Raw genomic sequence first — 21,445 nt, 5'->3', positions numbered from 1 at the left:
TGCAAAAAGGCAGGCGATGAAAGCCTGCCTTTTTTGTTTTGCGATAAGGGTTTACCCTGCTGCGCGCTCATCCGGCTTGAAACCGATCGCCTCGGATGCGGTGAAACGCCCGCCCTTGATCTTCTCGATTTTACCGGCGCGCAGCAATTGCCCAAAAGAACGCAGACCGTCTTCGCGACTAAATTCACCGCAGTCGACCTGGCGCACGCGCGTCATCAGTTGCGGGCGGGAAAACTGCTCATGCCCTTCCACAAACGAAAGATAGGCAGCAGCAGCTTCGAGAAGCTCGGGCAGCTTGGTTGCGCCCATCTCTTCGGCAAAATCTGCAAAGCCAGTGTCCTCATCCGTATCAAAATCGTCATCGAAGGCCGCAGCAACACGCCGTGGTGTGACGGGTGCGTTATTGCCCGCCCCATCGACGTCAATGCGCTGTTCGGCCACGAGTTTCAGCGGTGTCGGGCGGGCTTCTGCCGGACGCTCTGTACGGTTGCCGGAGGCGACCGGGCGGCGCGGTTTGACCACCTCTGCAAGGTCGCTGCGATAGGCCTTTGTGGTCTCTTCCTCGGTTGGTTCCTCGCGCATGGTCTTGTCGGCAAAACGCGCCGCAACCGCCGCGCGAAGATGCGCAAATGCGCTGCGCCGTGTGGCACCTTCCGGCTCCTCCATTTGGCTGTCCGCTTCGGCCATCAGGCGTGACACGTCTTCGCTCGCATCCGCGTCGATGGCAGGCAGGCTCGGGCGGGTGGCTTGGGCATCTGTGTCATCAGATCCCGCTTCGGCGGCAACCGCGTCCAATTCACGCTGAAGCTCTGCTTCGTCTTCATCGGACAGTTCAGGCGCGTCGGAGCCGTCAAATTCTTCGAGCTCACCGGAGTCCAGAGCAGCTTCCAGTTCCGCGCGATCCACTTTCATCACACGGCCCTGAACGGGGGCTACGGGCAGGTCGTCATCCTCTTCCTGGGCCGCAATGGCCTCTTCGACTTCGGCAGTCGGTTCTTCATGGTCGTCCGCGTCGTGATGATCCTCTTCAAAATGATCGTCATCTTCAAAAAGGTTTTCGCCCGCATCGTCCGTGATCACATCATCATCGTCTGCGCCGATCAGAGTGTCTTCTTCCTCAAGCGCGTCACTTTGCGCATCGCCAGCCTCAAGACGGCTCAGGATGCCAGAAAGTTCGTCCTCCGCCTCATCCTGTGGCTCTTCCGCTTCGGCAGCGATCTGGTCATCCGCGTCGAGCGCGCTTTCGATGTCCTCCGCGGCGTCCGTCAGCGTGGTGTCTTCATCATGCACGCTGTCTGACGCTTCTGTCTCAAACGCTGCGTCGAGGATATCGCTGGCGTGCTGATCCTCTGCTTTAACGATGTCTTCTTCGTACTCAACGTCCTCGGCTTCGTCGTCGTGCTGCGAGACCACTTCGCGAATGCGTTGCAGTTTGGCCGCAATACTATCGCTCGCATCGGCGGTAGCGGCGGGCGGTGCGACGAATTCGGGTTCAGCAACAAAACTATCAAACGGCTCAATGGCCTCTGATTCCATTTCCACGTCGTCTTCCATGTCGTCGATGGAAGGGCTATCGGCAAAAAAGGCCTCCGCGCTCAAAGCGAAGTCCTGTGCCACAATCTCTTCGGCAAAATCCTCTTGGACCGTGGCGTCTGCGACAGCTTCACCGTGTTCAAGCGCCGATGTGACCGCCTCAACCCGTGCCACCTCATCGGCTGCGGGCGCCACTTCAGCGGTCTCCGCAGCAGGCTCATCGGCGTCGAAGGCTGATGCATCGACTGTGGATTCGGTTTCTTCAACCGCCGTTTCAGCAGGCTCTTCTTCTGCGATGTCTTCAATGACCGATGTTTCGGGCGAAATTTCGGCGGCAGGTGCCTCTTCCGCCACAAAGCCGGTTTCGGGCTCCGCAACCTGCTCCGGCGTTGTTGCCTCATTGGAAACGATATCTTCGGCGGCTTCCGCTTCCGGAACCGCGGCGACAGCAGCTGTCGTCACCGCTGCAGCCTTGGGAGGTTCGACGGCCTCTTCGACGATCTCATCATGTGCCTTAAGCATGATACGGCCGTCATGTTCACGCGCTTCAACACGCCGCGCAACCTCGCGCTCCGCGATCCGAGCGAGCATTTCTGCATCGGGTTGTGGCGGTTCTGCGCCAAAATACCTGTCATCTGCAGCCAGATCGCGGAAATACTCCGCAATCGCTTTCATTGTGTCGAAAGAATCGTCAAATCCTTCGAGCGTGCAAGAAAATGTCCCGTAGGAGACTGTCAAAATCTTGTTGTTATTCATCATCGGATGCTCGTCCTCTGCGTGATCTCAACAAACTGTTTACCATACGGCAAAAGTCCAAACCGGTGCGAATCTGTGCTTTTTACCGTATCATTTCGTGGCGAGATTGTGTTCTGTTTCCAAAAAGGACATTAAACTTCGGTGAATAATAAAATTGTAGACGAATTTGAGGCAGTCACTTTGGTGGGTGGGGGCGCGGTTGGGCCTGAGGATTTGCAGGCGGCTTTGGCCCTGGCGCCGGTCTGCGTGGCAGCCGACAGCGGGGCAGATGTTGTACTGCGGGCGGGTATCGAACTGACGGCGGTCATTGGTGATATGGATTCCATCTCACCCGAAGCGCAAGCGCAAATCCCCACGGCGCGGTTCCACAAGATCCCTGAACAGATGAGCACGGATTTTGATAAGGCGCTGCGCAATATCAGCGCGCCTGTTGTTTTGGCCGTTGGATTTTGCGGTCGGCGGATCGATCATCAACTGGGTGTGTTGCACACACTTGTCATGCGCCCCGATGTCGCGTGTCTCTTGCTGGGGGATGAAGATGTCATTTTTCTCTGCCCGCCGACGATAGAAATTCCCATGGCTCCGGGCACACGCGTGTCATTATTCCCGATGGGAGAGGTGCGCGGGGTTTCGCAGGGGTTGGAGTGGCCGATTGAGGGTCTCACGTTTTCACCTACCGGTGCCTCGGGGACGTCAAATCGGGCTACGGGCGACCTGCGCCTCGAAGTTGATGCGCCTTTCATGCTCTGCATCCTGCCGCGCCGGTTTTTGGCGGCGGTTACGGAACGGCTTGCTGCGCTGCCAGATCACGCGCGGTGGCCCGCTCGCGCAGCACCACATAGAGACCCGCAGCCATCGTGATCAGAATGCCGGTGGAGGCCAGCGGGTTCGGCCAGTCGCCAAAGACCAGAAAGCCGATGATGGTCGCGAAGGGGATTTCCAGGTATTGCATCGGCGCCAGCGTCGCTGAGGGCGCATAGCGCAGCGACCAGGTCATCAGCAGGTGCGCGACCGTGCCCAGAAGCCCGATGCTGATCAAAAGCGTCCACTCGAAATTGCTGACCTGGATCAGGTGCAACTGCGCCAGGCTGCTGCCCTGAAATACCAGCAGCACCGGCAGCATGACGCCAACCGCCATGACACCGCTGACCGCTTGCAGCCCAATGGGATCGGTTTCCTTGGCAATCTGACGTGTGACCAGCATGAAGAGGGCGAAATTGACCGCCACCCCCAGTGGCAGCAAGGCGGGCCAGCCGACCTGCGTGAAGCTGGGTTGCACCACCAAGAGCGTTCCGATGAAGCCCACCAGACAGGCGATCATGCGGCGCGGGCCAACCTCTTCGTTCAAGGCGTATCTGCCCAGCAGCAACATGATAAAGGGCATGACAAAGGCAATGGCAACGGCGTCAGCCAGCGGCAGGAACTTCAGCGCGGTGACCATCGCGCCGATCCCGAGGATATGAAGCAATGTGCGTATAAAGGTCAGCGCCAGGATGCGGCCGCGCATTTTCCACATGCGCCCGGTCGCCCAGACAAGGGGGATCAGAACAAGCGCCTGCACCGCAAATCGCACGAGCACCAACTGACCGATGGGGACGGTCTGCCCCAATATCTTTGCCACGGCATCGCCCACGGGAGCAAGAATGCAGAAGCCGAGCATCAGGGTGATGCCGAGGAGGGGACGATCTAGGGCCATTGGCGGAGGCTAGAACCGGAACTCAATCATTGCAAGAAGAGCACGGCGTTTAACACAACTTTTAGCAGTTTGGCACATTTACCGCCAAGCCGCCCAGCGATGTCTCCTTATATTTCTCTGACATATCCACCCCGGTCTGACGCATCGTCTCGATACAGGCGTCCAGCGGGACCAGATGCGTACCATCTCCGCGCAGGGCAAGAGAGGCGGCAGAGACAGCCTTGATCGCACCCAGCCCGTTGCGTTCGATGCAGGGCACTTGCACCAGCCCCTTCACGGGGTCACAGGTCATCCCGAGGTGGTGTTCCAGGGCGATTTCGGCAGCGTTTTCGACCTGTTGCGGCGTGCCCCCCAGCACAGCGCATAAACCTGCCGCAGCCATCGCGGCTGCCGAGCCAACTTCGGCCTGGCAGCCTGCCTCGGCCCCGGAGATTGAGGCATTGTACTTGACCAGCCCGCCGATGGCCGCCGCGGTCAGCAGAAAGTCCTCGATATGCGCCTCTGATGCGCCGGGCACATGATCGAGATAGTAGCGCAGGGTTGCCGGCAACACGCCGGCCGCGCCATTGGTTGGGGCCGTGACCACCTGACCACCGGCGGCGTTTTCCTCGTTCACCGCCATCGCGTAAACGCTCATCCAATCGTTGATGGTGTGGGGCGCGGTGAGGTTCATGCCGCGCTCCTCCAACAGCTTTTCGTGGATCCCCTTGGCGCGCCGTTTCACAGACAGCCCGCCGGGCAGTTCGCCTTCGCTGGAAAGACCGCGATTGATGCAATCGTTCATCACCTGCCAGAGCCGTTTGGTGCCGGAGCGCAGGTTATCCACACCACCTCTCGCTGCCTCGTTCGAACGTTTCATTTCTGCAATTGTGCGGCCCGAGGCTTCGGACATCTCCAGCATTTGTGCCGCTGTTTTGAAAGGGAAGGGGATCGGCGCACCCTCTTCAATGTCCTTTCCCTCGGCCAGTTCCGCCTCGGTCATGACAAAACCACCACCGATGGAATAATAGGTTTCGCGCAGCGTCACGTCGCCCTGCGCATCCGTGGCCATCAGCATCATGCCATTGGCGTGTCCGCTCAGAATGGTGTCGAAGTCGAAGATAAGATCCTGCGCGGGGTCAAAGGACAGTTCTGGCAGGCCCTCAGGATGGATCACCCCCTCCGCCTTGATCTGCGCGAGCGCTGCGTCCGCTTTATCGGCATCGTAGGTGTCGGGCACAAACCCAGCGAGACCAAGGATGGTCGCGCGGTCCGTGGCATGGCCGACGCCTGTAAAAGCCAGCGAGCCATGCAGGGAGGCGCGCAGCCCGTGAAAGACAAAGGGCGAGGCGCGCATTTTGTCCAGAAAGCGTGCCGCAGCCACCATCGGCCCCATCGTGTGTGACGACGACGGGCCGATCCCTACCTTGAACATATCGAAGACAGACAGAAACATCTAAAGAGCACTTCCTTCGGGCGGGGTTGGCGCCTGCGGCGCGGTGAAAGGATATGGTCCAAGACCCTCGGCAGCCTGGGCCGCGATGACCGACGCGCGGGTCTCAAGCGCACTTGCCATGCGATGTAGAGCAGGAAAGCGGTGCAGGTCAAACCAGCTGGTATCGGTGTTACGGGGGTAAAGCCTAATCCAGCGCAGCATCGGTGCGGTGTAGAGGTCGAGAATCGAGGGTGTTTCACGGTGACGCCAATGCGCGTCCAATAGGGCAAAATGCTCCAAGATACTTGCGCGCGCGGCGGTTTGGAGCTGCCGTTGATCTGTTTCGGATGCGCCGATGTAGGCGCAGGGATAAAACAGCATCCGCAGGGCGGGGTGCACCGTGTTGGAGAGGTAAAACAGCCATTTCAGGCAGTCGCCGCGCTCAGGAGCATCGGGCGCAGGGGCCAAGCCGCGGTGTTTGTCTGCCAACCACAGAAGTATAGCTGCAGTTTCAAAAAGCGCGCCATGTTCTGTCTCCAGCACCGGGATTTTGCCGTCCGGGTTCAATGCCAGATAGGCCGGTGTGCGCTGTCCTTGTGCGCGGCGGTCCACCAGATGCGTGGTGTAGGGCGCGCCAATCTCCTCCAGCGCCAGGCGGATCACCAGCGAGGCATTGTCAGGGGCGTAATGGAGCTTGTAGGCAGCGTTCTTCATGCCCCAGATCTATTCCGATTCCCTTATGGCAGCGGTGCAGGAAACGACGTTTTTCAAAGCGATTTGCACATGGCACATCGCCATGAGGCCAATTGTCCGCAAACCAGACACAAGTTGCTCAAAATCACCCCTCGCACCCGCTGCACATGTTTTCTATAAGGCTGACATCTCTCGCCAAGGATTCCGCCCATGCCGTCTGAACTCTCTCCCATCGACAAAGCCAAGTTCGTCTCCGCCAAACGCGCGGCACAGCTGGTGGAAACGGGGATGCGCGTTGGATTGGGGACCGGATCAACCGCCGCCTGGCTGGTGCGCTGTCTTGGTGAGATGGTGCGTGATGACGGGCTGCGGATCAAAGGGGTGCCTACCTCCACCCGCACGGCAGAGCTTGCCCGGGATGTCGGTATCGAGGTGATCTCCCTTGACGAGGCCAAGTGGCTCGACATCACCATTGACGGTGCCGATGAATTCGACGGTCAGCTGAACCTGATCAAAGGGGGCGGCGGCGCGCTGCTGCAGGAAAAGATCGTGGCGACGGCCTCTGATCAAATGGTTGTGATTGCCGACGTGGGCAAGGAGGTCGAAACGCTCGGCGCTTTCCCCCTGCCGATCGAGGTTATCCCTTTCGGGTGGCAGACAACTCAGGCGCTGGTTGAGGAAACGCTGGTGTCCATGGATGTGCTGGGCCGGGAAAGCAGCCTGCGCATGAATGGCGCGGTCCCCTTCGTGACAGACGAGGGCAATCACATCATTGACCTGCATCTTAAGCGTATCGGCAATGCGCGGCAGCTTTCCCTGGTGCTCAACCAGATGCCGGGTGTGGTCGAGAATGGCCTCTTCATCGATATCTGTGATCGGGTGATCATCGGCTTCGGCGACGGCAAGGTGGAAGTGCGCGACATCAACGAAGGCACGGTCGAAAAAGGACAGCTGGATTTTGTTGAATCAGACAACCTTTTTGCCGATCTGTCCGACTGAGTGCCGCTCAAGGGCCTGCCAAAAACACCGAGACCTTGTGGTAATGACCTGCCGCACACTTATATAGACCCCTCAAAGACCCGAAAGACTTGGAAAGGCCCGCGCGATGAGCGATTTTGACTATGATCTCTTTGTCATCGGAGGCGGGTCGGGCGGTGTGCGCGCCGCGCGTGTTGCCGCTGGCGAGGCGGGCGCAAAGGTGGCGCTGGCCGAAGATGACCGCTATGGCGGCACCTGTGTCATCCGGGGCTGTGTGCCCAAAAAGCTGATGGTGTTTGCCAGCGAATACGCGGGCGTTGTCGAAGACGCGCAATCCTACGGCTGGGACCTGAAGCAAGGGCCGTTTGACTGGCCCGCTTTCCGCAAACGGCTGAATGACGAGTTAGACAGGCTGGAGCAGGTCTATCGCAATTTGCTCAAGGGGTCCGGGGTCGACACCTTCGATGCGCGGGCGTCGGTGGCCGGGCCACATGAGGTCAAGCTTTCGACCGGCGAAACAAAGACGGCGAAACATATCCTGGTGGCCACCGGCGGCCATCCGGTGCGACCTGATACGCCCAACGCGCATCTTGGAATTGTGTCAGATGATATTTTCCATCTGAAGGCTTTGCCCAAATCCCTGCTGATTGTCGGTGGCGGCTACATTGCCTGTGAATTTGCGGGCATCATGAACGGCCTTGGGGTCGAGGTGACACAATATTATCGCGGTGCACAAATTCTCCGGGGATTTGATGAGGAGGCCCGCGGCCTGGTTGCCGAATCCATGCGCGAGCGCGGCATCGATTTGCGGGTGGGCACGAATATACTGGAAATGGCACCCGCGAGTGAAGACCATTTGATGAGCTCGGCGGGCACTGCGTCCGACGCGGCGATGGGAGCGGATGTGAAGCAGCGCGAGGAGATGCAGACCACTGCCAAAGCCACCGATGGGCCGATCTGGGTCAAATCGACCAATGGCGGCGAGCGTGTCTTTGACATGGTGCTCTTTGCCACCGGCCGTGATCCGAACTCTCGGGACATGGGACTGGAGGACGTGGGGGTGAAACTCGGACGTCGCGGGCAGATCGAGGTTGATGAATACAGCCAGACCGCGGTGCCCTCGATCTACGCGATCGGCGATGTCACAGACCGTGTGAACCTTACCCCTGTGGCGATCCGCGAAGGCATGGCTTTTGTCGAGACCGTGTTCAAAGGCAACCCGACGCCGGTGGATCACGAGCTGATCCCCTCTGCGATCTTTACCCAACCGGAGATGGGCACCGTTGGCCTCAGCGAGGAAGACGCGCGGGAGCTGGAGCCGATTGAGGTCTATTGCACCTCGTTCCGCCCGATGCAGACGGCCTTTGCCGGGCGCCCGGACCGGGTCCTGATGAAGCTGGTGGTTTCCAAGGAAACGCGTAAGGTCCTGGGCTGTCACATCGTCGCACCGGGCGCAGGTGAAATGATTCAGCTGGCGGGCGTTGCAATCAAGATGGGCGCGACAAAAGAGGATTTCGACCGGACGGTGGCGGTGCACCCGACCATGTCCGAAGAGATTGTAACGATGCGCACCCCGATGCGTACTGCTTGAATTCCGCGCAACCTTGCGTACCTATGGCATGATTTAATCGCACATGAGCGCGATTTAGGAGGGAAAGAGACTGAATGGCTGGCAATAATGGCGGCCCCTGGGGGGGCGGCGGCGGAAATTCCGATGACGACAGACCCGGCGGCGGAAACCGCGGGAACAATGGCGGAGGCCCACGTGGGCCGGGTGGCGACGGGCCCCAGATTCCGGAAATCGATGAGCTGGTCAAAAAAGGTCAGGAACGTCTGCGCGTTCTGATGGGCGGCAAAGGCGGCGGCGCGGGCAACGGCAGTGGCCGTGGCGGCAACGGCGGGCCGGCGTTTACCCGCGGGACCATTGGTCTTGGCGTTTTGGGTGCTGTGATCCTCTGGGGCATGGCGAGCTTTTACACCGTGGCGCCGGAAGAGCAGTCGGTAGAGCTGTTCCTGGGCGAATATTATGCGACCGGCGATCCCGGTCTGAACTTTGCGCCCTGGCCGCTGGTCACCGCCGAGGTTCTGCCTGTGACACGCGAGCAAACTGAAGACATCGGGTCGCGCGTGGACAGCGGGCTGATGCTGACCACGGATGAAAACATCATCGATATCGATTTCCAGGTTGTTTGGAACATCAGCGACCCGGCGAAATATCTCTTCAATCTCGCCGAGGCGCAGGAGACGATCCGCGCCGTTTCTGAATCCGCCATGCGCGAGGTGATCGCGCGCAATCAGCTGGCGCCGATCCTCAACCGGGACCGTGGAATCATCGCCGACGAGGCGCAGCAGCTGATCCAGGGCACGCTGGACGCCTATGACAGCGGCGTGAATATCGTGCGGCTCAACCTCGATAAGGCGGATCCGCCGCGCGAGGTGATCGACAGCTTCCGCGAAGTTCAGGCGGCGGAGCAGGAGCGTGACCGTCTGGAACGTCAGGCGGATGCTTATGCCAACCGGGTGACAGCGGGCGCACGTGGTGAAGCCGCAAGTCAGCTGGAACAGGCCGAGGCCTACCGCGCTCAGCAGGTCAACGAAGCGCAGGGTGAGGCGGCACGTTTCACCTCCGTTCTGGAAGAATATGCCAAGGCGCCTGAAGTGACCCGCAAGCGGCTTTATCTTGAGACGATGGAACGTGTGTTTGGCGATGTCGACAAGATCATTCTTGAAAGTGATCTGGGCGGCGGAAACGGCGGGCAGGGCGTTGTGCCCTATCTGCCTTTGAATGAATTGCGTCGCGGCGCTGTTGCTGGAGGAAACAACTGATGCGTGCTGGCAATTTTCTGATCCCTATTGCTGTGATCGCTGTGGTGGGCGTTCTCGGTTCGGTTTTCATCGTTGATGAGCGTGAAAAGGCGCTGGTGCTGCAGTTCGGCCAGATCAAATCCGTGAAGGAAAACCCCGGTCTGGCGTTCAAGATCCCGCTGATCCAGGAGGTCGTCCGCTATGACGACCGGATCCTGTCGCTGGATACGGATGTGACTGAGGTCACGCCCTCTGATGATCGCCGACTCGTCGTGGATGCATTTGCGCGCTACCGTATTTCGGATGTGACACAATTCCGTCAGGCGGTTGGTGTGGGCGGTATGCGCACCGCCGAGGACCGGCTGGAAGGTATTTTGAACCCGACCATCCGGGCCGTGCTGGGGTCGGACGGGGTGACCTCGAACACGATCCTGTCGGCGGATCGCGCCGGATTGATGGCACGGATCACTGAACAGGCGCGCCTGCGGGCGCTGCCGCTTGGTCTGGAAGTAGTTGACGTGCGTCTAAAGCAGACCAACCTGCCGGAGCAGAACCTGGACGCAACCTTTGCGCGGATGCGGGCGGAGCGGGAACGCGAAGCGGCGGACGAGATCGCGCGTGGTGAGGAAGCCGCCCAGCGGGTGCGCGCCCTTGCCGACCGTACTGTGGTCGAGCTGACATCGGATGCAACGCGGGAAGCGGATATCATTCGCGGTCAGGCGGATGCGGAACGTAACGCGATCTTTGCTCAAGCCTTTGGCGAGGACCCGGAATTCTTTGAGTTCTACCGGTCGCTGACCGCCTATGAACGCTCGCTGAAGGGCAGCAATTCGACGATGGTTCTGTCGCCGGACAGCGAGTTCTTCAACTACCTGCGCAGCGATCAGGGCGCGCGGTCCGATGAGGGCGAGCGGTGAGTACGCTTCTGCTTGCTCTCGGGCTGGTGATGATTGTGGAGGGGCTGGCCTATGCGCTGGCCCCTTCGCTTATTGAACGGATGCTGGAGGCCCTGCGCGCCATGCCGGAGGCCGCCGTTCGGCAGATCGGATTATTGATCGTGGTCAGCGGTCTGATCCTCGTCTGGCTGGCCTGGCAGCTTGGCGCCACCTTCGGCTAACCGTTGCGCAACGCCTTAAAAATAGAGCGCCATCTTCACAGTTTGGTAACACACTGTTGAAACTGTGCCAGCGTGATACATCTTTGATGTTGCACCAAGGTCACCCTAAATGCACTCTGTGAGCAATCACACCGAGCAAAGACCAATGTGGCCCCAAGGCCAAGAAACAAGTATTTTCAGGAGACGACGCATGCAGCCCAAGGCAGTACCTACGTCCATCATCAGTCCCATCACCGTCCAGATGCGCCTGTTGCTCTTGGCGGTTCTGACACTGGCTTTCATGCTTGTGCAACCGCTGAGCGCGGTCGCACAGCAATCCAGTCTGGCACCGTTGGCAGAGAAAATCAGCCCCTCCGTGGTGAACATCACCACCTCCACCGTGGTAGCTGGTCGCACAGGTCCGCAGGGGATCGCGCCGGAAGGATCCCCCTTTGAGGATTTCTTCCGCGAATTCCAGGACCGCAACAATGGCGATGGCAACCGGCCACGACGGTCCTCGGCCCTGGGGTCAGGGTTTGTGATTTCCGAGGATGGCTATGTTGTGACCAACAACCATGTCATCGAGGGTGCCGATGAAATCATGATCGAATTCTACCCCGGCGACGGCGAGTTGATGAAAGCCGAAGTGATCGGGACCGACCCCAACACCGATATCGCGCTGTTGAAGGTCGAAGCGGATGGCCCGCTGCCCTTTGTCTCCTTCGGGGACAGCGACATCGCCCGCGTTGGCGATTGGGTGGTGGCCATGGGCAACCCGTTGGGACAAGGCTTTTCTGTCAGTGCGGGCATCGTTTCCGCGCGCAATCGGGCTTTGAGCGGCACCTATGACGACTACATCCAGACCGATGCCGCGATCAACCGAGGGAACTCCGGTGGGCCGCTCTTCAACATGGACGGCGAGGTGATCGGGGTGAATACGGCAATCCTGTCACCCAACGGTGGATCGATCGGGATCGGCTTTTCGATGGCCTCCAATGTTGTCACGCGCGTCGTGGACCAACTGAAAGAGTTCGGCGAGACCCGCCGCGGCTGGCTTGGCGTGCGCATCCAGGACGTCACCGAAGATGTGGCTGAGGCGATGGGTCTGGCGTCCGCATCCGGTGCGCTGGTGACAGACGTGCCTGAAGGGCCGGCAAAAGAGGCCGGTATGGAAGCCGGTGATGTGATCATGAGCTTTGCTGGCAACGAAGTGGCGGATACGCGCGGTCTGGTGCGGACGGTCGGCAATAGCCCCGTCGGCGAAACGGTCCGCGTGGTTGTCATGCGTGACGGCAAGTCGGTGACACTCAGAGTGACGCTGGGCCGTCGCGAAGAAGCCGAGGGCGCCGTCCCGGCCGTTGCGACCGCCCCTGATGAAGATCAGGACCCCGTTACCAAAGATCTGCTTGGGCTGACCCTGACGTCGTTGACGGATGAGTTGCGCCAGGAGTTGGGAACGGATGCGGGTGCGCAGGGGCTCGCGGTTACCGCTGTTGATGAAACCTCGGAGGCTTTCGAGAAAGGTCTGCGCGCCGGTGATATCATTACCGAAGCCGGACAGCAGAAAGTGACAAGTATTTCCGATCTGGAAAAACGTGTGGAAGCTGCAGAGGAAGCCGGGCGCAAGTCGCTGCTGCTTTTGGTCCGACGGGCAGGCGATCCGCGGTTCGTGGCGCTGTCGCTGGCTGAATAGCCTCAAGAAAATATGAGATCGGGGCGCCCTGGTGGCGCCCTTTTCGTGTCAGGACCTGCGCACAGCGACAAGTCCGAGGCGTTCGGCGGCTTCAATTGTCAGTTCGAACCCGGGCAGATCCTGGGCTGTTTGATACCCCGCGATCGCATCCCGCGTCGCAATGTCGAGCTGACCCGTCGTGGCGCCTTGGTAATACCCCCGCACAGAGAGCGCACGCTGGAGGGTCGTCACGAAGTCCGGCGTCAGCGTGTCCGCGCATACGATCTGGTACCAGTTTTCTTGTCTGGGCTGCAGAATGCGCTGGCGATTTTCTTTCTTGTATTGAGCAGGCTTGCGGATGATCCCGTCGTCGCTGATGTCTGCGGGCGCGATCAGTATACGTTCGCTGACCGTTTCGATGATTGCCGGTGTCTCGGTCTTATCCCAGCAGGTGCCTGGCGCCGCGTCCGGTGGGCTTGTCCGGGTGCCGGCGGGGGATTGGTTTGCTGGTGATGACGCCGACAAAACCAGTGTTTCGGGGGTGCAGGCGGTCAGCAACGCGGTGGCGAGAACGGCATATGCGGCGTTTCTAAATGGGATTTTGCGTGCCTGTGTCATGGCCCAATGCCTCTTGGGTCTTTCGTTGCACATTTTCTATCGCTTTTGCCACCAGGTGCCTAGGGGGTATGGGCCCCCCCTTCGAAACCAACGGCGCATCCGGCGCGGGGCAGATGTCCGCGATGGTTTTGGCCAGCGCGTGGGAACAAAACTAAAACAAACCTGCATTGTCGCACCTCAGGTCGTTCGGGGTCGCAAAAGAGGCTGGCGCGTCCTATATCGCCCCGGTAGACAGGCTGAAACAGATCAGAAGGGAACGACAGACGTGGCCAAGATCACCTATATCGAACACGGCGGCACGGAACATGTGGTGGACGTCGCCAACGGCCTCACCGTGATGGAAGGCGCGCGGGACAATAACATCCCCGGGATTGAGGCGGATTGTGGTGGTGCCTGTGCCTGCTCGACTTGCCACGTCTATGTGGATCCTGCCTGGGCTGACAAGCTGCCTGCCAAGGAAGACATGGAAGAGGACATGCTGGATTTTGCCTATGAGCCTGATCCGGCCCGCTCGCGTCTGACCTGTCAGCTTAAGGTGACCGATGCCCTGGACGGTCTGGTCGTGCAAATGCCGGAAAAACAAATCTGATGTGGGCCAAGGCGCGGCGTCTGCTATCGCGCTGTCTGCACCCTTTCGCGCGCCGCGCGCTGCTGGTGTTGTGCGTGTTGCCAGGGTCTTTGGCGGCGACAGAAGCGATCATTTCGGCCCGCTATGAGGATCCGACGACACGCTACGCACATGGGGTGCTTGGCGATTCTGTTGAACACGCGGCCCTTGTGATCGGGCTGTCGGATGGCACGTTTCGGCGATTTGTCCTGCCGGATGATCTTGTCTTTGAAGATACCGCCCCACGTGTCGGTGATCTGGATTTCGATGGGGTGCCGGAAGTCATCGTTGTCGAAAGCAGCCAGACGCGCGGTGCCCGCCTGGCGATTTACGATGCTCAGGGGCGCATCACGGCAACGGAGTTCATCGGGACACGCTTCCGCTGGCTGGCACCTGTGGGCGCCGCGGATCTGGATGGTGATGGCCATACGGAAATCGCATTTATCGACCGGCCCCATCTGGCTAAGACTCTGCGCCTCTTTCGCTATCGCGACCAGAAACTTGAAGCAATAGCTAGCCTTGGTGGGCTGACAAACCACAGGATTGGTGAAACGGACATTGCTGGCGGCATACGCACCTGCAATGGTTTGCCGGAAATGCTGGTGGCCTCTGCAGACTGGTTTCAGATGATCAGTGTGACGCTGGAGAGCACGCTGGTGACCCGTCCGATCGGGACCGATACCAGCCGTGCGGCATTCGCAAAGGCGCTGGGCTGCGCGCCTTAGTCTTCCGACAACGCCCGCCAACCGATATCACGTCGGCAAAACCCGTCGGGCCAGTCGATATCGTCCACCATTGCATAGGCCTTGTCCCGTGCGTCTGACAGCGTTTGCGCGCGCGCGGTGACGGCCAGAACGCGCCCGCCTTGTGCAATATACTGCCCTGACGCCCGGCCCGTGCCAGCATGGAAGACCATGTGACTGCTGTCTTCGGGCAGGTGTTCCAGGCCCCCGATGACGGAGCCCTTTTCATAGGCGCCGGGATAGCCTTTGGCGGCCAGAACGACCGTCAAGGCGTGGTCCGCGGCCCAATTGACCTGAGTATCTGCCAAGCGCCCTTCGGCGCAGGCCTGGAGCAAATCCAACACCTGCCCGCCCAGTCGCATCATCAGCACCTGGCACTCCGGGTCGCCGAACCGCACGTTGTATTCTACTAGCCGGGGCGCGCCGTTTTCGATCATCAACCCGACAAAGAGGACCCCTTGATAGGGTGTGCCCTGCCGGGCCATCTCAGCCATGGTGGGTTTCACGATTTGGTCCAGCGCCGCTTGCGCGACATCATCGGTCATTACCGGGGCCGGGGAATATGCGCCCATACCGCCGGTGTTTGGCCCAGTGTCGCCTTCGCCCACCCGTTTATGATCCTGCGCCGTGCCGATGGGCAGCACATCCTCGCCATCGCAGAGCACAAAAAACGAGGCTTCCTCGCCCTGCATGAATTCTTCGATCACCACCTCAGCACCCGCATCGCCGAAAGCGCCGGAGAACATCTCATCCACCGCGGTTTCAGCATCCGCAACCGTCTCGGCGATGATCACGCCTTTGCCCGCGGCCAGACCATCGGCCTTGATGACAATCGGTGCGCCCTGCGCTTGCACATAGGCCTTGGCCGAGGCTGCGTCACTGAAATGCCCGTAAGCCGCCGTGGGCGCACCCGCAGCATCGCAAATCTGCTTGGTGAAGGCCTTGGAGGCCTCCAGCCGCGCTGCGGCACCGCTTGGGCCGAAGACCAGAAAACCCGCCGCGCGCAACCGGTCCGACACGCCCGCTGCGAGCGGTGCCTCTGGCCCGACGATCACGAAATCAATGGCGTTTTCCTCGGCAAACACGGTGACGGCACCGCCGTCTTCGATGTTCAGCGCGGCACATTCCGCAATTTCCGCGATCCCCGCGTTGCCGGGGGCCACGATCAGCCGGTCACATTTGGGGTTCTGCATCACCGCCCAGGCCAGGCTGTGCTCGCGCCCGCCGCTGCCAAGGATAAGAATGTTCATGGGCGCGCTCCTGATCTGCTTGGCCTCGGGTTCCGGGCGTTCTAAGCTGCACGCACCGGCGATACAACACCAGAGGTTTCATGGATCTGATCGACGCTCCTGAAGACGGGCTCAACAGCCCTGAATTCACCGTGACCGAATTGTCGGGCGCGATCAAACGTGTGATTGAAGGCGAGTTCGGGCATGTGCGGATCAAGGGCGAGATCGGGCGCGTGTCCCGCCCCCGGTCCGGTCATATTTATCTCGACCTCAAGGATGACCGCGCGGTGATTTCGGGCGTCATCTGGAAAGGGGTTGCGGCCCGTCTGCAGACCCAGCCCGAAGAGGGGATGGAGGTTGTTGCAACCGGCCGCGTGACAACCTTTGGCGGGCAGTCGAAGTATCAGATCGTCATCGAAGACATCAAACCCGCGGGCATGGGTGCGCTGATGGCCCTGCTGGAAAAACGCAAGAAGATGCTGGAGGCGGAGGGGCTCTTTGACCCCGCGCGCAAACGTCCGCTGCCCTATTTGCCCGAGGTGATCGGCGTTGTGACCTCGCCCTCGGGTGCCGTGATCCGCGATATTCTGCACCGCTTGCGGGACCGTTTCCCGCGCAAGGTGCTGATTTGGCCGGTGGCGGTTCAGGGCGAAAAATGTGCGCCCGAAGTGACCCGCGCGATTGAAGGCTTCAATGCGATGACCCCCGGTGGCGCGTTGCCCCGGCCTGATTTGCTGATTGTCGCGCGCGGGGGCGGGTCGGTTGAAGACCTTTGGGGGTTCAATGAGGAAAGTGTCGCACGCGCGGCAGCGGCCTCTGACATCCCGCTGATTTCCGCGGTGGGGCATGAGACGGATACAACGCTCATCGACTATGTGTCCGACAAGCGCGCGCCGACGCCAACGGCGGCAGCAGAGCTTGCGGTGCCTGTGCGTCACGAGCTGATGGCCTGGCTCGACGGGCAGGATGCCCGGATGCGGCAGGCGTTGAGCCAGGGTCTGACCCGCCGGGGGCAGCGGTTGCGGGATGTGGCGCGGGCACTGCCACGGGCAGAAACCTTGCTGGATACACCTCGTCAGCGCTTGGATATGGTCAGCGCCCGCCTGGGTCCGGCGCTGATTGCAGGCGTGCAAAAACGCAAGGTGCGGCTGGCGGATATGAGCGGCAGCCTGCGGCCAGCAACGCTGCGTCGATCGTTGACGGTCGAAGAGCGCCGCCTGCGCGAGATATCGGCCCGCCTGGCCCCGGCGCTGAGCCGGTCCGTTTCAGCCAAACAAGAACAATTGACCGCCTGCGCACGGCGGTTTCGACCAGCGGCACTGGCACAGGATCATGCGCGCAAAACCAAGGATTTTGCCGCCATCGCCCAACGCCTGTCCGATGTCGGTCAGCGCAATATCGCGATTTGGCGGGGGCAGGTTGACGCAATGGAACGGCTCAGACGCACGCTGGGGTATGAGGCGACGCTGGAACGGGGATTTGCCGTTGTGCGCAGCGACGGCGCGGTGGTGACAGACAGCAAGACGGCGAAGGCGGCAACCTCTTTGGAGATCCAGTTCGCGGATGGTCGCGTCAGCCTGGGCGGAAAACCCGGTGCGCGCAAAGAGGCGCGCAAACCCCCCGAGCAGGGATCGCTGTTCTAGCGCGTTTCGCACTTAGCTGGAAACATGCTGTGTCGCCTAACAGCGCTGAAATCGTTGATTTCAGGCAGCGCTATGTGCCGCGGGTTCAGAGCGAAATGCTTTGAGGCATTTGGTCAAACGCCGATTTCAGGACCCAAGCAGATCATTTCCTGGCCCAGATCATCCGCCTCATAAAGGTCGGTTGTGCCGGGGGAATTCTGAAAACGCGCCACCAACCCGGAGCCCTCTTTCCGGAACGTCCAACATTGCGGGTCAGGATTGTCGTCATAGACAAAACAGATGTGACCGGCCTCTTCATACCATTCGCCTTCCTTGCACTGACCATCCAGAAACGACCAGCGGACGCGACGATTGTCCATGTAAACCTCGGCGCCATACGAAGCCCCGTTCTGACCGTAGAACAGGGTTTTCCCGCGTGTGTAGCTGTCGAATTCTTCGGCGCTCATGGTGCCTTCGGCGACAGCAGGAGACATCGCAAGACAAAGGCCGATCAGGCACGCGCTGGTGAATTTGGGGACTGAAAACATAGATTTACTCTTACAGATTTGACGTTTTGGGAACAGGGGCAGGGGTGGCATTGCGTATGACGTTGCCGTGATGTGCCGCATCAACTGGCTGATACTCGCGCACGCGCGGGTCCATCACCTTTCGCCACCAGGGCGGGATCATTGCGATGGCCCCCATCACCGGCACCGAACGTGGTAAGGTGGGCATGGCCTCCGCATCATAGCGCAAGTCGGGAAAGGCACGCGCGGGGTTCATATGGTGGTCGGAATGCAGGGGCGCGTTCAGCATCAGCGCGGCGGAATAGGCGTGCGGCGCATTCCAGCTGTGGCGCGGCCCCATTGGCTCTGTCCGTCCGTTTTCATCCGTCTGTCGTCGTAACCCGTAGTGCTGCAGATAATCCGACAGCATCAGTTGCATTTGCGCGTGCGCGCTCAGCCCCAAAATCACCAGAAGCCCCGCAAAACCGCTCAGCAGATAGGCGGCCCCCATGCTCAAAAGCGCCCCGGAAATGTATATCACATAGGGGTGCAGCCCGGAGGTATGTGTCTGTCTGCGCTTGTTTTCTGCCAAAAGCCCCTCGCGAAACTCACGCACGACCACTCGTGAGAAAAAGCGCCAGAACCCCTGGCCGATGGGCGCGGAATTGGGGTCGCGCGCGGTGCCGGCATGTATATGATGCACAAGCATATGAGCCGATACATGCTGCCCGTTCAGCAGCGAACAATAGATGGCCGTGCCAAGGGCGCGCAGGGATCTGTTGTTGCGATGGATCAACTCATGCGCGCAAGCATTTGAGACCTGTCCAAGATATAACCCAATGCCCAGAAAAAGCGCCGCCTTTTCCGTCAGATCCAGACGGGCGTCCAGACCGATGGCCCAGACACCTGCAGTCAGAACTGCGAAATGGGAGAGACCGACAAGGCGCGGCAACCAATAGCCTTGCCGCGGGGTACTGGCAGCCGCCAGACCGGATTTGTCTGCAATCAGGACAACTGCGGTGATGCCAAGCAGGCCCAGATAGGCATAGATACCCCCGGCGTAGGCGCCGATAACCAGCAAAATCGCTGGCCCAAGGCTCGCGAGGGCGAAGGTTGATGAAGATGCGCGCGCAGTCATGTTAGGAATCTGTTTACCGTGTTGCAGGCGCTGCTCCAAGCGCCGCAATTTGTCTCAGTTAACGTCAGAAGTTTCTGATCAGACACAGAGTGTCGCTTCTGGTCCTACTTGGTGCGTGGTTTGGCCGTATCCTGCGCGAAACCGGGCTGATACGGTCCGTGCAACCGAATGAAAACTAAGGCAGGAGCGATCCGCTCCGGCACGGAGACCCGAACATGGCATTGGATACGGCAGATAAATCCCCGCGCAAGGGGGTGTGGAAGTCAGGCAAAGGCAAAGGTCGTCGCCATACCAAGGGCCGCCAGTTGCAAGATGACGCCTGGGAGGCGGTCAAGACGCTGCTGGGCGATGCCCCGCGTCGCGCCGATTTGCTGATCGAGCATTTGCACAAGATCCAGGATCACTTTGGCCATTTGTCTGCAGACCATTTGCGCGCCCTGGCCGAAGAAATGCGCATGTCGATGGCAGAAGTCTATGAGGTCGCAACTTTTTATGCGCATTTCGATGTGGTCAAAGAGGGGGAGACCCCGCCACCGGCACTGACCATTCGAGTCTGCGATTCGCTGTCGTGTGAATTGGCGGGTGCGCAGGAGTTGAAAACCGCGCTTGAGGAGGGGCTCGACCCGGCGCAGGTCCGCGTTCTGCGCGCGCCCTGCATGGGGCGGTGTGATACAGCGCCGGTGCTGGAGCTGGGTCATGCGCATATCGATCACGCGACGCCCCAGAAGGTAGAGGCGGCAATTGCCGCGGGGGATACCCATGCGCATATCCCCGCGTATCAGGATTTTGCGGCCTATGAGGCCGAGGGCGGCTATGCGGCGCTAAAGGAACTGCGCACGCAGGGCGACTGGGAAGCGGTGCAGGACAAGGTGCTCGCCTCCGGTCTGCGCGGTCTGGGTGGGGCGGGTTTCCCATCGGGCAAGAAATGGGGCTTTGTGCGGGCAAATGCGGGGCCACGTTACCTTGCCGTCAACGGCGACGAGGGCGAACCGGGCACTTTCAAGGACCGTTACTATCTGGAACGCGTGCCGCATCTCTTCCTCGAAGGCATGCTGATCGCGGCTTGGGCGGTCGAGGCGGAAACAGCCTTCATCTACATGCGGGACGAATACCCCGCCGTGCTGGAAATTCTGGCGCGTGAAATCAAGGCGTTGGAGGAAGCCGGGATCGTGGAGCCTGGGTATATCGATCTGCGCCGTGGCGCGGGTGCCTATATCTGCGGTGAAGAATCCGCGATGATTGAGAGCATTGAAGGCAAACGCGGCATGCCACGGCACCGCCCGCCCTTTGTGGCGCAGGTAGGTATCTTCGGTCAGCCGACGCTGGTCCATAACGTCGAGACGCTGCATTGGGTGGCGCGTATCTGCCGTGAGGGGCCGGAGGTGCTGTCCTCCACCGAAAAGAATGGCCGCAAGGGCCTGCGCAGCTATTCGGTCTCGGGGCGCGTGGCGGCACCGGGCGTCTATCTCTTGCCCGCCGGATCAACGATCACCGACATCATCGAGGCAGCGGGTGGCATGGCGGAGGGTCATCAATTCAAGGCCTATCAGCCGGGCGGGCCGTCCTCGGGCCTCTTGCCCGCCTCGATCAATGACGTGCCGCTGGACTTCGACACATTGCAACCCCTGGGCTCGTTCATTGGGTCGGCTGCGGTTGTGGTGCTGTCTGATCAGGATTCCGCACGGGCCGCCGCCCTCAACATGCTGCGGTTCTTTGAGGATGAAAGCTGCGGGCAGTGCACGCCTTGCCGGGTGGGCTGCGAAAAGGCCGTGAAGCTGATGCAGCAGGACACATGGGATCAGGGCCTGCTTGAGGAATTGAGCACAGCGATGGTGGATGCATCGATCTGCGGGCTGGGGCAGGCGGCGCCGAACCCGATCCGCCTGGTCATGAAGCACTTCCCCGACGAGATCTGACACCGGGTATCAATCCGGGTGCGGCCCTTTCCCTTCTGACAAAATCCCCTTAGATGGGGATCACGTGAGAAGTGGGGCCGCGCATGGCATTTTTCAAAAAACTCAAAGACCGTCTGTTCAAATCCTCCTCCAAGATCGATGAGGGGCTTGAGGCAATTGTTGAAGACGGTGGTGTTGAGGAGGCCGTTGTCCCCGCTGCGGTTGAAGAGACGGCGGAAACGGTTGCAGAGACCGCTGATCTGGCGCCTGAAGCGGTTGTACCTGAAGCTGCGCCCGAACGCGCCGTTGAGGCAGCGGATACGATTGTTGTTGACGGGGACCCCGAACCTGAGGTCGTTTCGCCAGAGCCAGAGCCAGAGCCAGAGCCAGAGCCAGAGCCAGAGCCAGAGCCAGAGCCAGAGCCAGAGCCAGAGCCAGAGCCAG

Annotated in this window: 19 protein-coding genes and 1 pseudogene; 12 read left to right on the top strand and 8 right to left on the bottom strand. The window is 60.3% G+C overall.

Features of this window, described 5'->3' with window-relative positions; genetic code table 11:
- Positions 1-51: 51 nt before the first annotated feature.
- The gene (locus tag Q1A63_RS14105) at positions 52-2,208 is read right to left on the bottom strand and encodes a hypothetical protein (protein ID WP_299632113.1); all 2,157 of its coding nucleotides are present in this window, start codon (positions 2,206-2,208) and stop codon (positions 52-54) included.
- A gap of 222 nt (positions 2,209-2,430) precedes the next feature.
- Between Q1A63_RS14105 and Q1A63_RS14100 the strand changes: the two genes are divergently transcribed.
- Positions 2,431-3,150, top strand: coding sequence for a thiamine diphosphokinase (locus Q1A63_RS14100; RefSeq protein WP_299632112.1), 720 nt, complete (start codon positions 2,431-2,433; stop codon positions 3,148-3,150).
- Here the strand turns inward: Q1A63_RS14100 and Q1A63_RS14095 are convergent.
- The 3 genes from Q1A63_RS14095 to Q1A63_RS14085 form a co-directional block, all read right to left on the bottom strand.
- Complete coding sequence (locus tag Q1A63_RS14095) at positions 3,068-3,985, bottom strand: DMT family transporter (protein ID WP_298973519.1); 918 nt, start codon at positions 3,983-3,985, stop codon at positions 3,068-3,070. The genes Q1A63_RS14100 and Q1A63_RS14095 overlap by 83 nt on opposite strands.
- 61 nt (positions 3,986-4,046) lie before the next feature.
- Positions 4,047-5,420, bottom strand: a complete 1,374-nt coding sequence (locus Q1A63_RS14090) for an L-serine ammonia-lyase (protein WP_299632111.1) — start codon at positions 5,418-5,420, stop codon at positions 4,047-4,049.
- Positions 5,421-6,113 carry a glutathione S-transferase family protein gene (locus Q1A63_RS14085; protein WP_298973515.1) on the bottom strand — a complete coding sequence of 231 codons (693 nt, stop codon included), beginning with the start codon at positions 6,111-6,113 and terminating at the stop codon, positions 5,421-5,423. It abuts the gene before it with no gap.
- Positions 6,114-6,302: 189 nt separating this feature from the next.
- Here Q1A63_RS14085 and rpiA point away from each other — a divergent pair, with 189 nt between their 5' ends.
- The 6 genes from rpiA (at position 6,303) to Q1A63_RS14055 (ending at position 12,664) form a co-directional block, all read left to right on the top strand.
- A complete protein-coding gene (rpiA, locus tag Q1A63_RS14080) occupies positions 6,303-7,091 on the top strand; it encodes a ribose-5-phosphate isomerase RpiA (RefSeq protein ID WP_298973514.1) in 789 nt (262 codons plus the stop codon).
- Between the two features lie 106 nt (positions 7,092-7,197).
- Positions 7,198-8,661 carry an FAD-dependent oxidoreductase gene (locus Q1A63_RS14075; protein ID WP_298973513.1) on the top strand — a complete coding sequence of 488 codons (1,464 nt, stop codon included), beginning with the start codon at positions 7,198-7,200 and terminating at the stop codon, positions 8,659-8,661.
- 74 nt (positions 8,662-8,735) lie between these two features.
- Positions 8,736-9,896 (top strand): FtsH protease activity modulator HflK, encoded by a 1,161-nt coding sequence (gene hflK, locus Q1A63_RS14070; protein WP_298973511.1) that lies wholly within the window; start codon positions 8,736-8,738, stop codon positions 9,894-9,896.
- On the top strand, positions 9,896-10,792 hold the full coding sequence (locus Q1A63_RS14065) for a protease modulator HflC (RefSeq protein ID WP_298973508.1): 897 nt from the start codon (positions 9,896-9,898) through the stop codon (positions 10,790-10,792). Before hflK ends, Q1A63_RS14065 begins: the two co-directional genes overlap by 1 nt.
- The gene (locus Q1A63_RS14060; RefSeq protein WP_298973507.1) at positions 10,789-10,992 is read left to right on the top strand and encodes a DUF2065 domain-containing protein; all 204 of its coding nucleotides are present in this window, start codon (positions 10,789-10,791) and stop codon (positions 10,990-10,992) included. Before Q1A63_RS14065 ends, Q1A63_RS14060 begins: the two co-directional genes overlap by 4 nt.
- A gap of 190 nt (positions 10,993-11,182) precedes the next feature.
- Positions 11,183-12,664, top strand: coding sequence for a Do family serine endopeptidase (locus Q1A63_RS14055; RefSeq protein WP_298973506.1), 1,482 nt, complete (start codon positions 11,183-11,185; stop codon positions 12,662-12,664).
- A gap of 48 nt (positions 12,665-12,712) precedes the next feature.
- On the opposite strand, the gene Q1A63_RS14050 is transcribed toward Q1A63_RS14055, so the two are convergent.
- Positions 12,713-13,261, bottom strand: coding sequence for a peptidoglycan-binding domain-containing protein (locus tag Q1A63_RS14050; protein ID WP_298973504.1), 549 nt, complete (start codon positions 13,259-13,261; stop codon positions 12,713-12,715).
- Positions 13,262-13,526: 265 nt separating this feature from the next.
- Between Q1A63_RS14050 and Q1A63_RS14045 the strand changes: the two genes are divergently transcribed.
- Entirely contained in the window at positions 13,527-13,850 is a 324-nt protein-coding gene (locus Q1A63_RS14045) for a 2Fe-2S iron-sulfur cluster-binding protein (RefSeq protein WP_298973502.1), read from the top strand.
- Positions 13,850-14,593: a VCBS repeat-containing protein gene (locus Q1A63_RS14040; RefSeq protein ID WP_298973501.1), complete on the top strand. Its 744-nt coding sequence runs from the start codon at positions 13,850-13,852 to the stop codon at positions 14,591-14,593. The genes Q1A63_RS14045 and Q1A63_RS14040 overlap by 1 nt, the downstream gene beginning before the upstream one ends.
- On the opposite strand, the gene purD is transcribed toward Q1A63_RS14040, so the two are convergent.
- Complete coding sequence (gene purD / locus Q1A63_RS14035) at positions 14,590-15,861, bottom strand: phosphoribosylamine--glycine ligase (RefSeq protein ID WP_298973499.1); 1,272 nt, start codon at positions 15,859-15,861, stop codon at positions 14,590-14,592. The two genes, Q1A63_RS14040 and purD, sit on opposite strands and share 4 nt — an antisense overlap.
- 80 nt (positions 15,862-15,941) lie before the next feature.
- Between purD and xseA the strand changes: the two genes are divergently transcribed.
- The gene (gene xseA, locus Q1A63_RS14030; protein WP_298973498.1) at positions 15,942-17,483 is read left to right on the top strand and encodes an exodeoxyribonuclease VII large subunit; all 1,542 of its coding nucleotides are present in this window, start codon (positions 15,942-15,944) and stop codon (positions 17,481-17,483) included.
- A 113-nt stretch (positions 17,484-17,596) separates the two neighbouring features.
- Here xseA and Q1A63_RS14025 read toward each other — a convergent pair whose 3' ends face one another.
- Together Q1A63_RS14025 and Q1A63_RS14020 are read right to left on the bottom strand one after the other, a co-directional pair.
- Positions 17,597-17,929, bottom strand: a complete 333-nt coding sequence (locus tag Q1A63_RS14025) for a hypothetical protein (RefSeq protein ID WP_298974359.1) — start codon at positions 17,927-17,929, stop codon at positions 17,597-17,599.
- 91 nt (positions 17,930-18,020) lie between these two features.
- Positions 18,021-19,106, bottom strand: a complete 1,086-nt coding sequence (locus tag Q1A63_RS14020; protein ID WP_299632110.1) for an alkane 1-monooxygenase — start codon at positions 19,104-19,106, stop codon at positions 18,021-18,023.
- Between the two features lie 215 nt (positions 19,107-19,321).
- Between Q1A63_RS14020 and Q1A63_RS14015 the strand changes: the two genes are divergently transcribed.
- Together Q1A63_RS14015 and Q1A63_RS14010 are read left to right on the top strand one after the other, a co-directional pair.
- Entirely contained in the window at positions 19,322-21,022 is a 1,701-nt protein-coding gene (locus Q1A63_RS14015; RefSeq protein WP_298973493.1) for an NAD(P)H-dependent oxidoreductase subunit E, read from the top strand.
- An 83-nt stretch (positions 21,023-21,105) separates the two neighbouring features.
- Positions 21,106-21,445, top strand: a pseudogene (locus Q1A63_RS14010) (signal recognition particle-docking protein FtsY); the annotation flags it as partial.

It is taken from the genome of uncultured Roseobacter sp. (genome assembly GCF_947499265.1).
Taxonomy (GTDB): Bacteria; Pseudomonadota; Alphaproteobacteria; order Rhodobacterales; family Rhodobacteraceae; genus Roseobacter.
This window is presented reverse-complemented; position numbering and strand designations above follow the sequence as displayed.

Bases quoted from the DNA above. Each gene is read 5' to 3' on its own strand.
- Q1A63_RS14105 (WP_299632113.1), bottom strand. From the start codon at position 2,208: ATGAAAGCGATTGCGGAGTATTTCCGCGATCTGGCTGCAGATGACAGG.
- Q1A63_RS14095 (WP_298973519.1), bottom strand. From the start codon at position 3,985: ATGGCCCTAGATCGTCCCCTCCTCGGCATCACCCTGATGCTCGGCTTC.
- Q1A63_RS14090 (WP_299632111.1), bottom strand. From the start codon at position 5,420: ATGTTTCTGTCTGTCTTCGATATGTTCAAGGTAGGGATCGGCCCGTCG.
- Q1A63_RS14085 (WP_298973515.1), bottom strand. From the start codon at position 6,113: ATGAAGAACGCTGCCTACAAGCTCCATTACGCCCCTGACAATGCCTCG.
- rpiA (WP_298973514.1), top strand. From the start codon at position 6,303: ATGCCGTCTGAACTCTCTCCCATCGACAAAGCCAAGTTCGTCTCCGCC.
- Q1A63_RS14075 (WP_298973513.1), top strand. From the start codon at position 7,198: ATGAGCGATTTTGACTATGATCTCTTTGTCATCGGAGGCGGGTCGGGC.
- hflK (WP_298973511.1), top strand. From the start codon at position 8,736: ATGGCTGGCAATAATGGCGGCCCCTGGGGGGGCGGCGGCGGAAATTCC.
- Q1A63_RS14065 (WP_298973508.1), top strand. From the start codon at position 9,896: ATGCGTGCTGGCAATTTTCTGATCCCTATTGCTGTGATCGCTGTGGTG.
- Q1A63_RS14055 (WP_298973506.1), top strand. From the start codon at position 11,183: ATGCAGCCCAAGGCAGTACCTACGTCCATCATCAGTCCCATCACCGTC.
- Q1A63_RS14050 (WP_298973504.1), bottom strand. From the start codon at position 13,261: ATGACACAGGCACGCAAAATCCCATTTAGAAACGCCGCATATGCCGTT.
- Q1A63_RS14040 (WP_298973501.1), top strand. From the start codon at position 13,850: ATGTGGGCCAAGGCGCGGCGTCTGCTATCGCGCTGTCTGCACCCTTTC.
- purD (WP_298973499.1), bottom strand. From the start codon at position 15,861: ATGAACATTCTTATCCTTGGCAGCGGCGGGCGCGAGCACAGCCTGGCC.
- xseA (WP_298973498.1), top strand. From the start codon at position 15,942: ATGGATCTGATCGACGCTCCTGAAGACGGGCTCAACAGCCCTGAATTC.
- Q1A63_RS14025 (WP_298974359.1), bottom strand. From the start codon at position 17,929: ATGAGCGCCGAAGAATTCGACAGCTACACACGCGGGAAAACCCTGTTC.
- Q1A63_RS14020 (WP_299632110.1), bottom strand. From the start codon at position 19,106: ATGACTGCGCGCGCATCTTCATCAACCTTCGCCCTCGCGAGCCTTGGG.
- Q1A63_RS14015 (WP_298973493.1), top strand. From the start codon at position 19,322: ATGGCATTGGATACGGCAGATAAATCCCCGCGCAAGGGGGTGTGGAAG.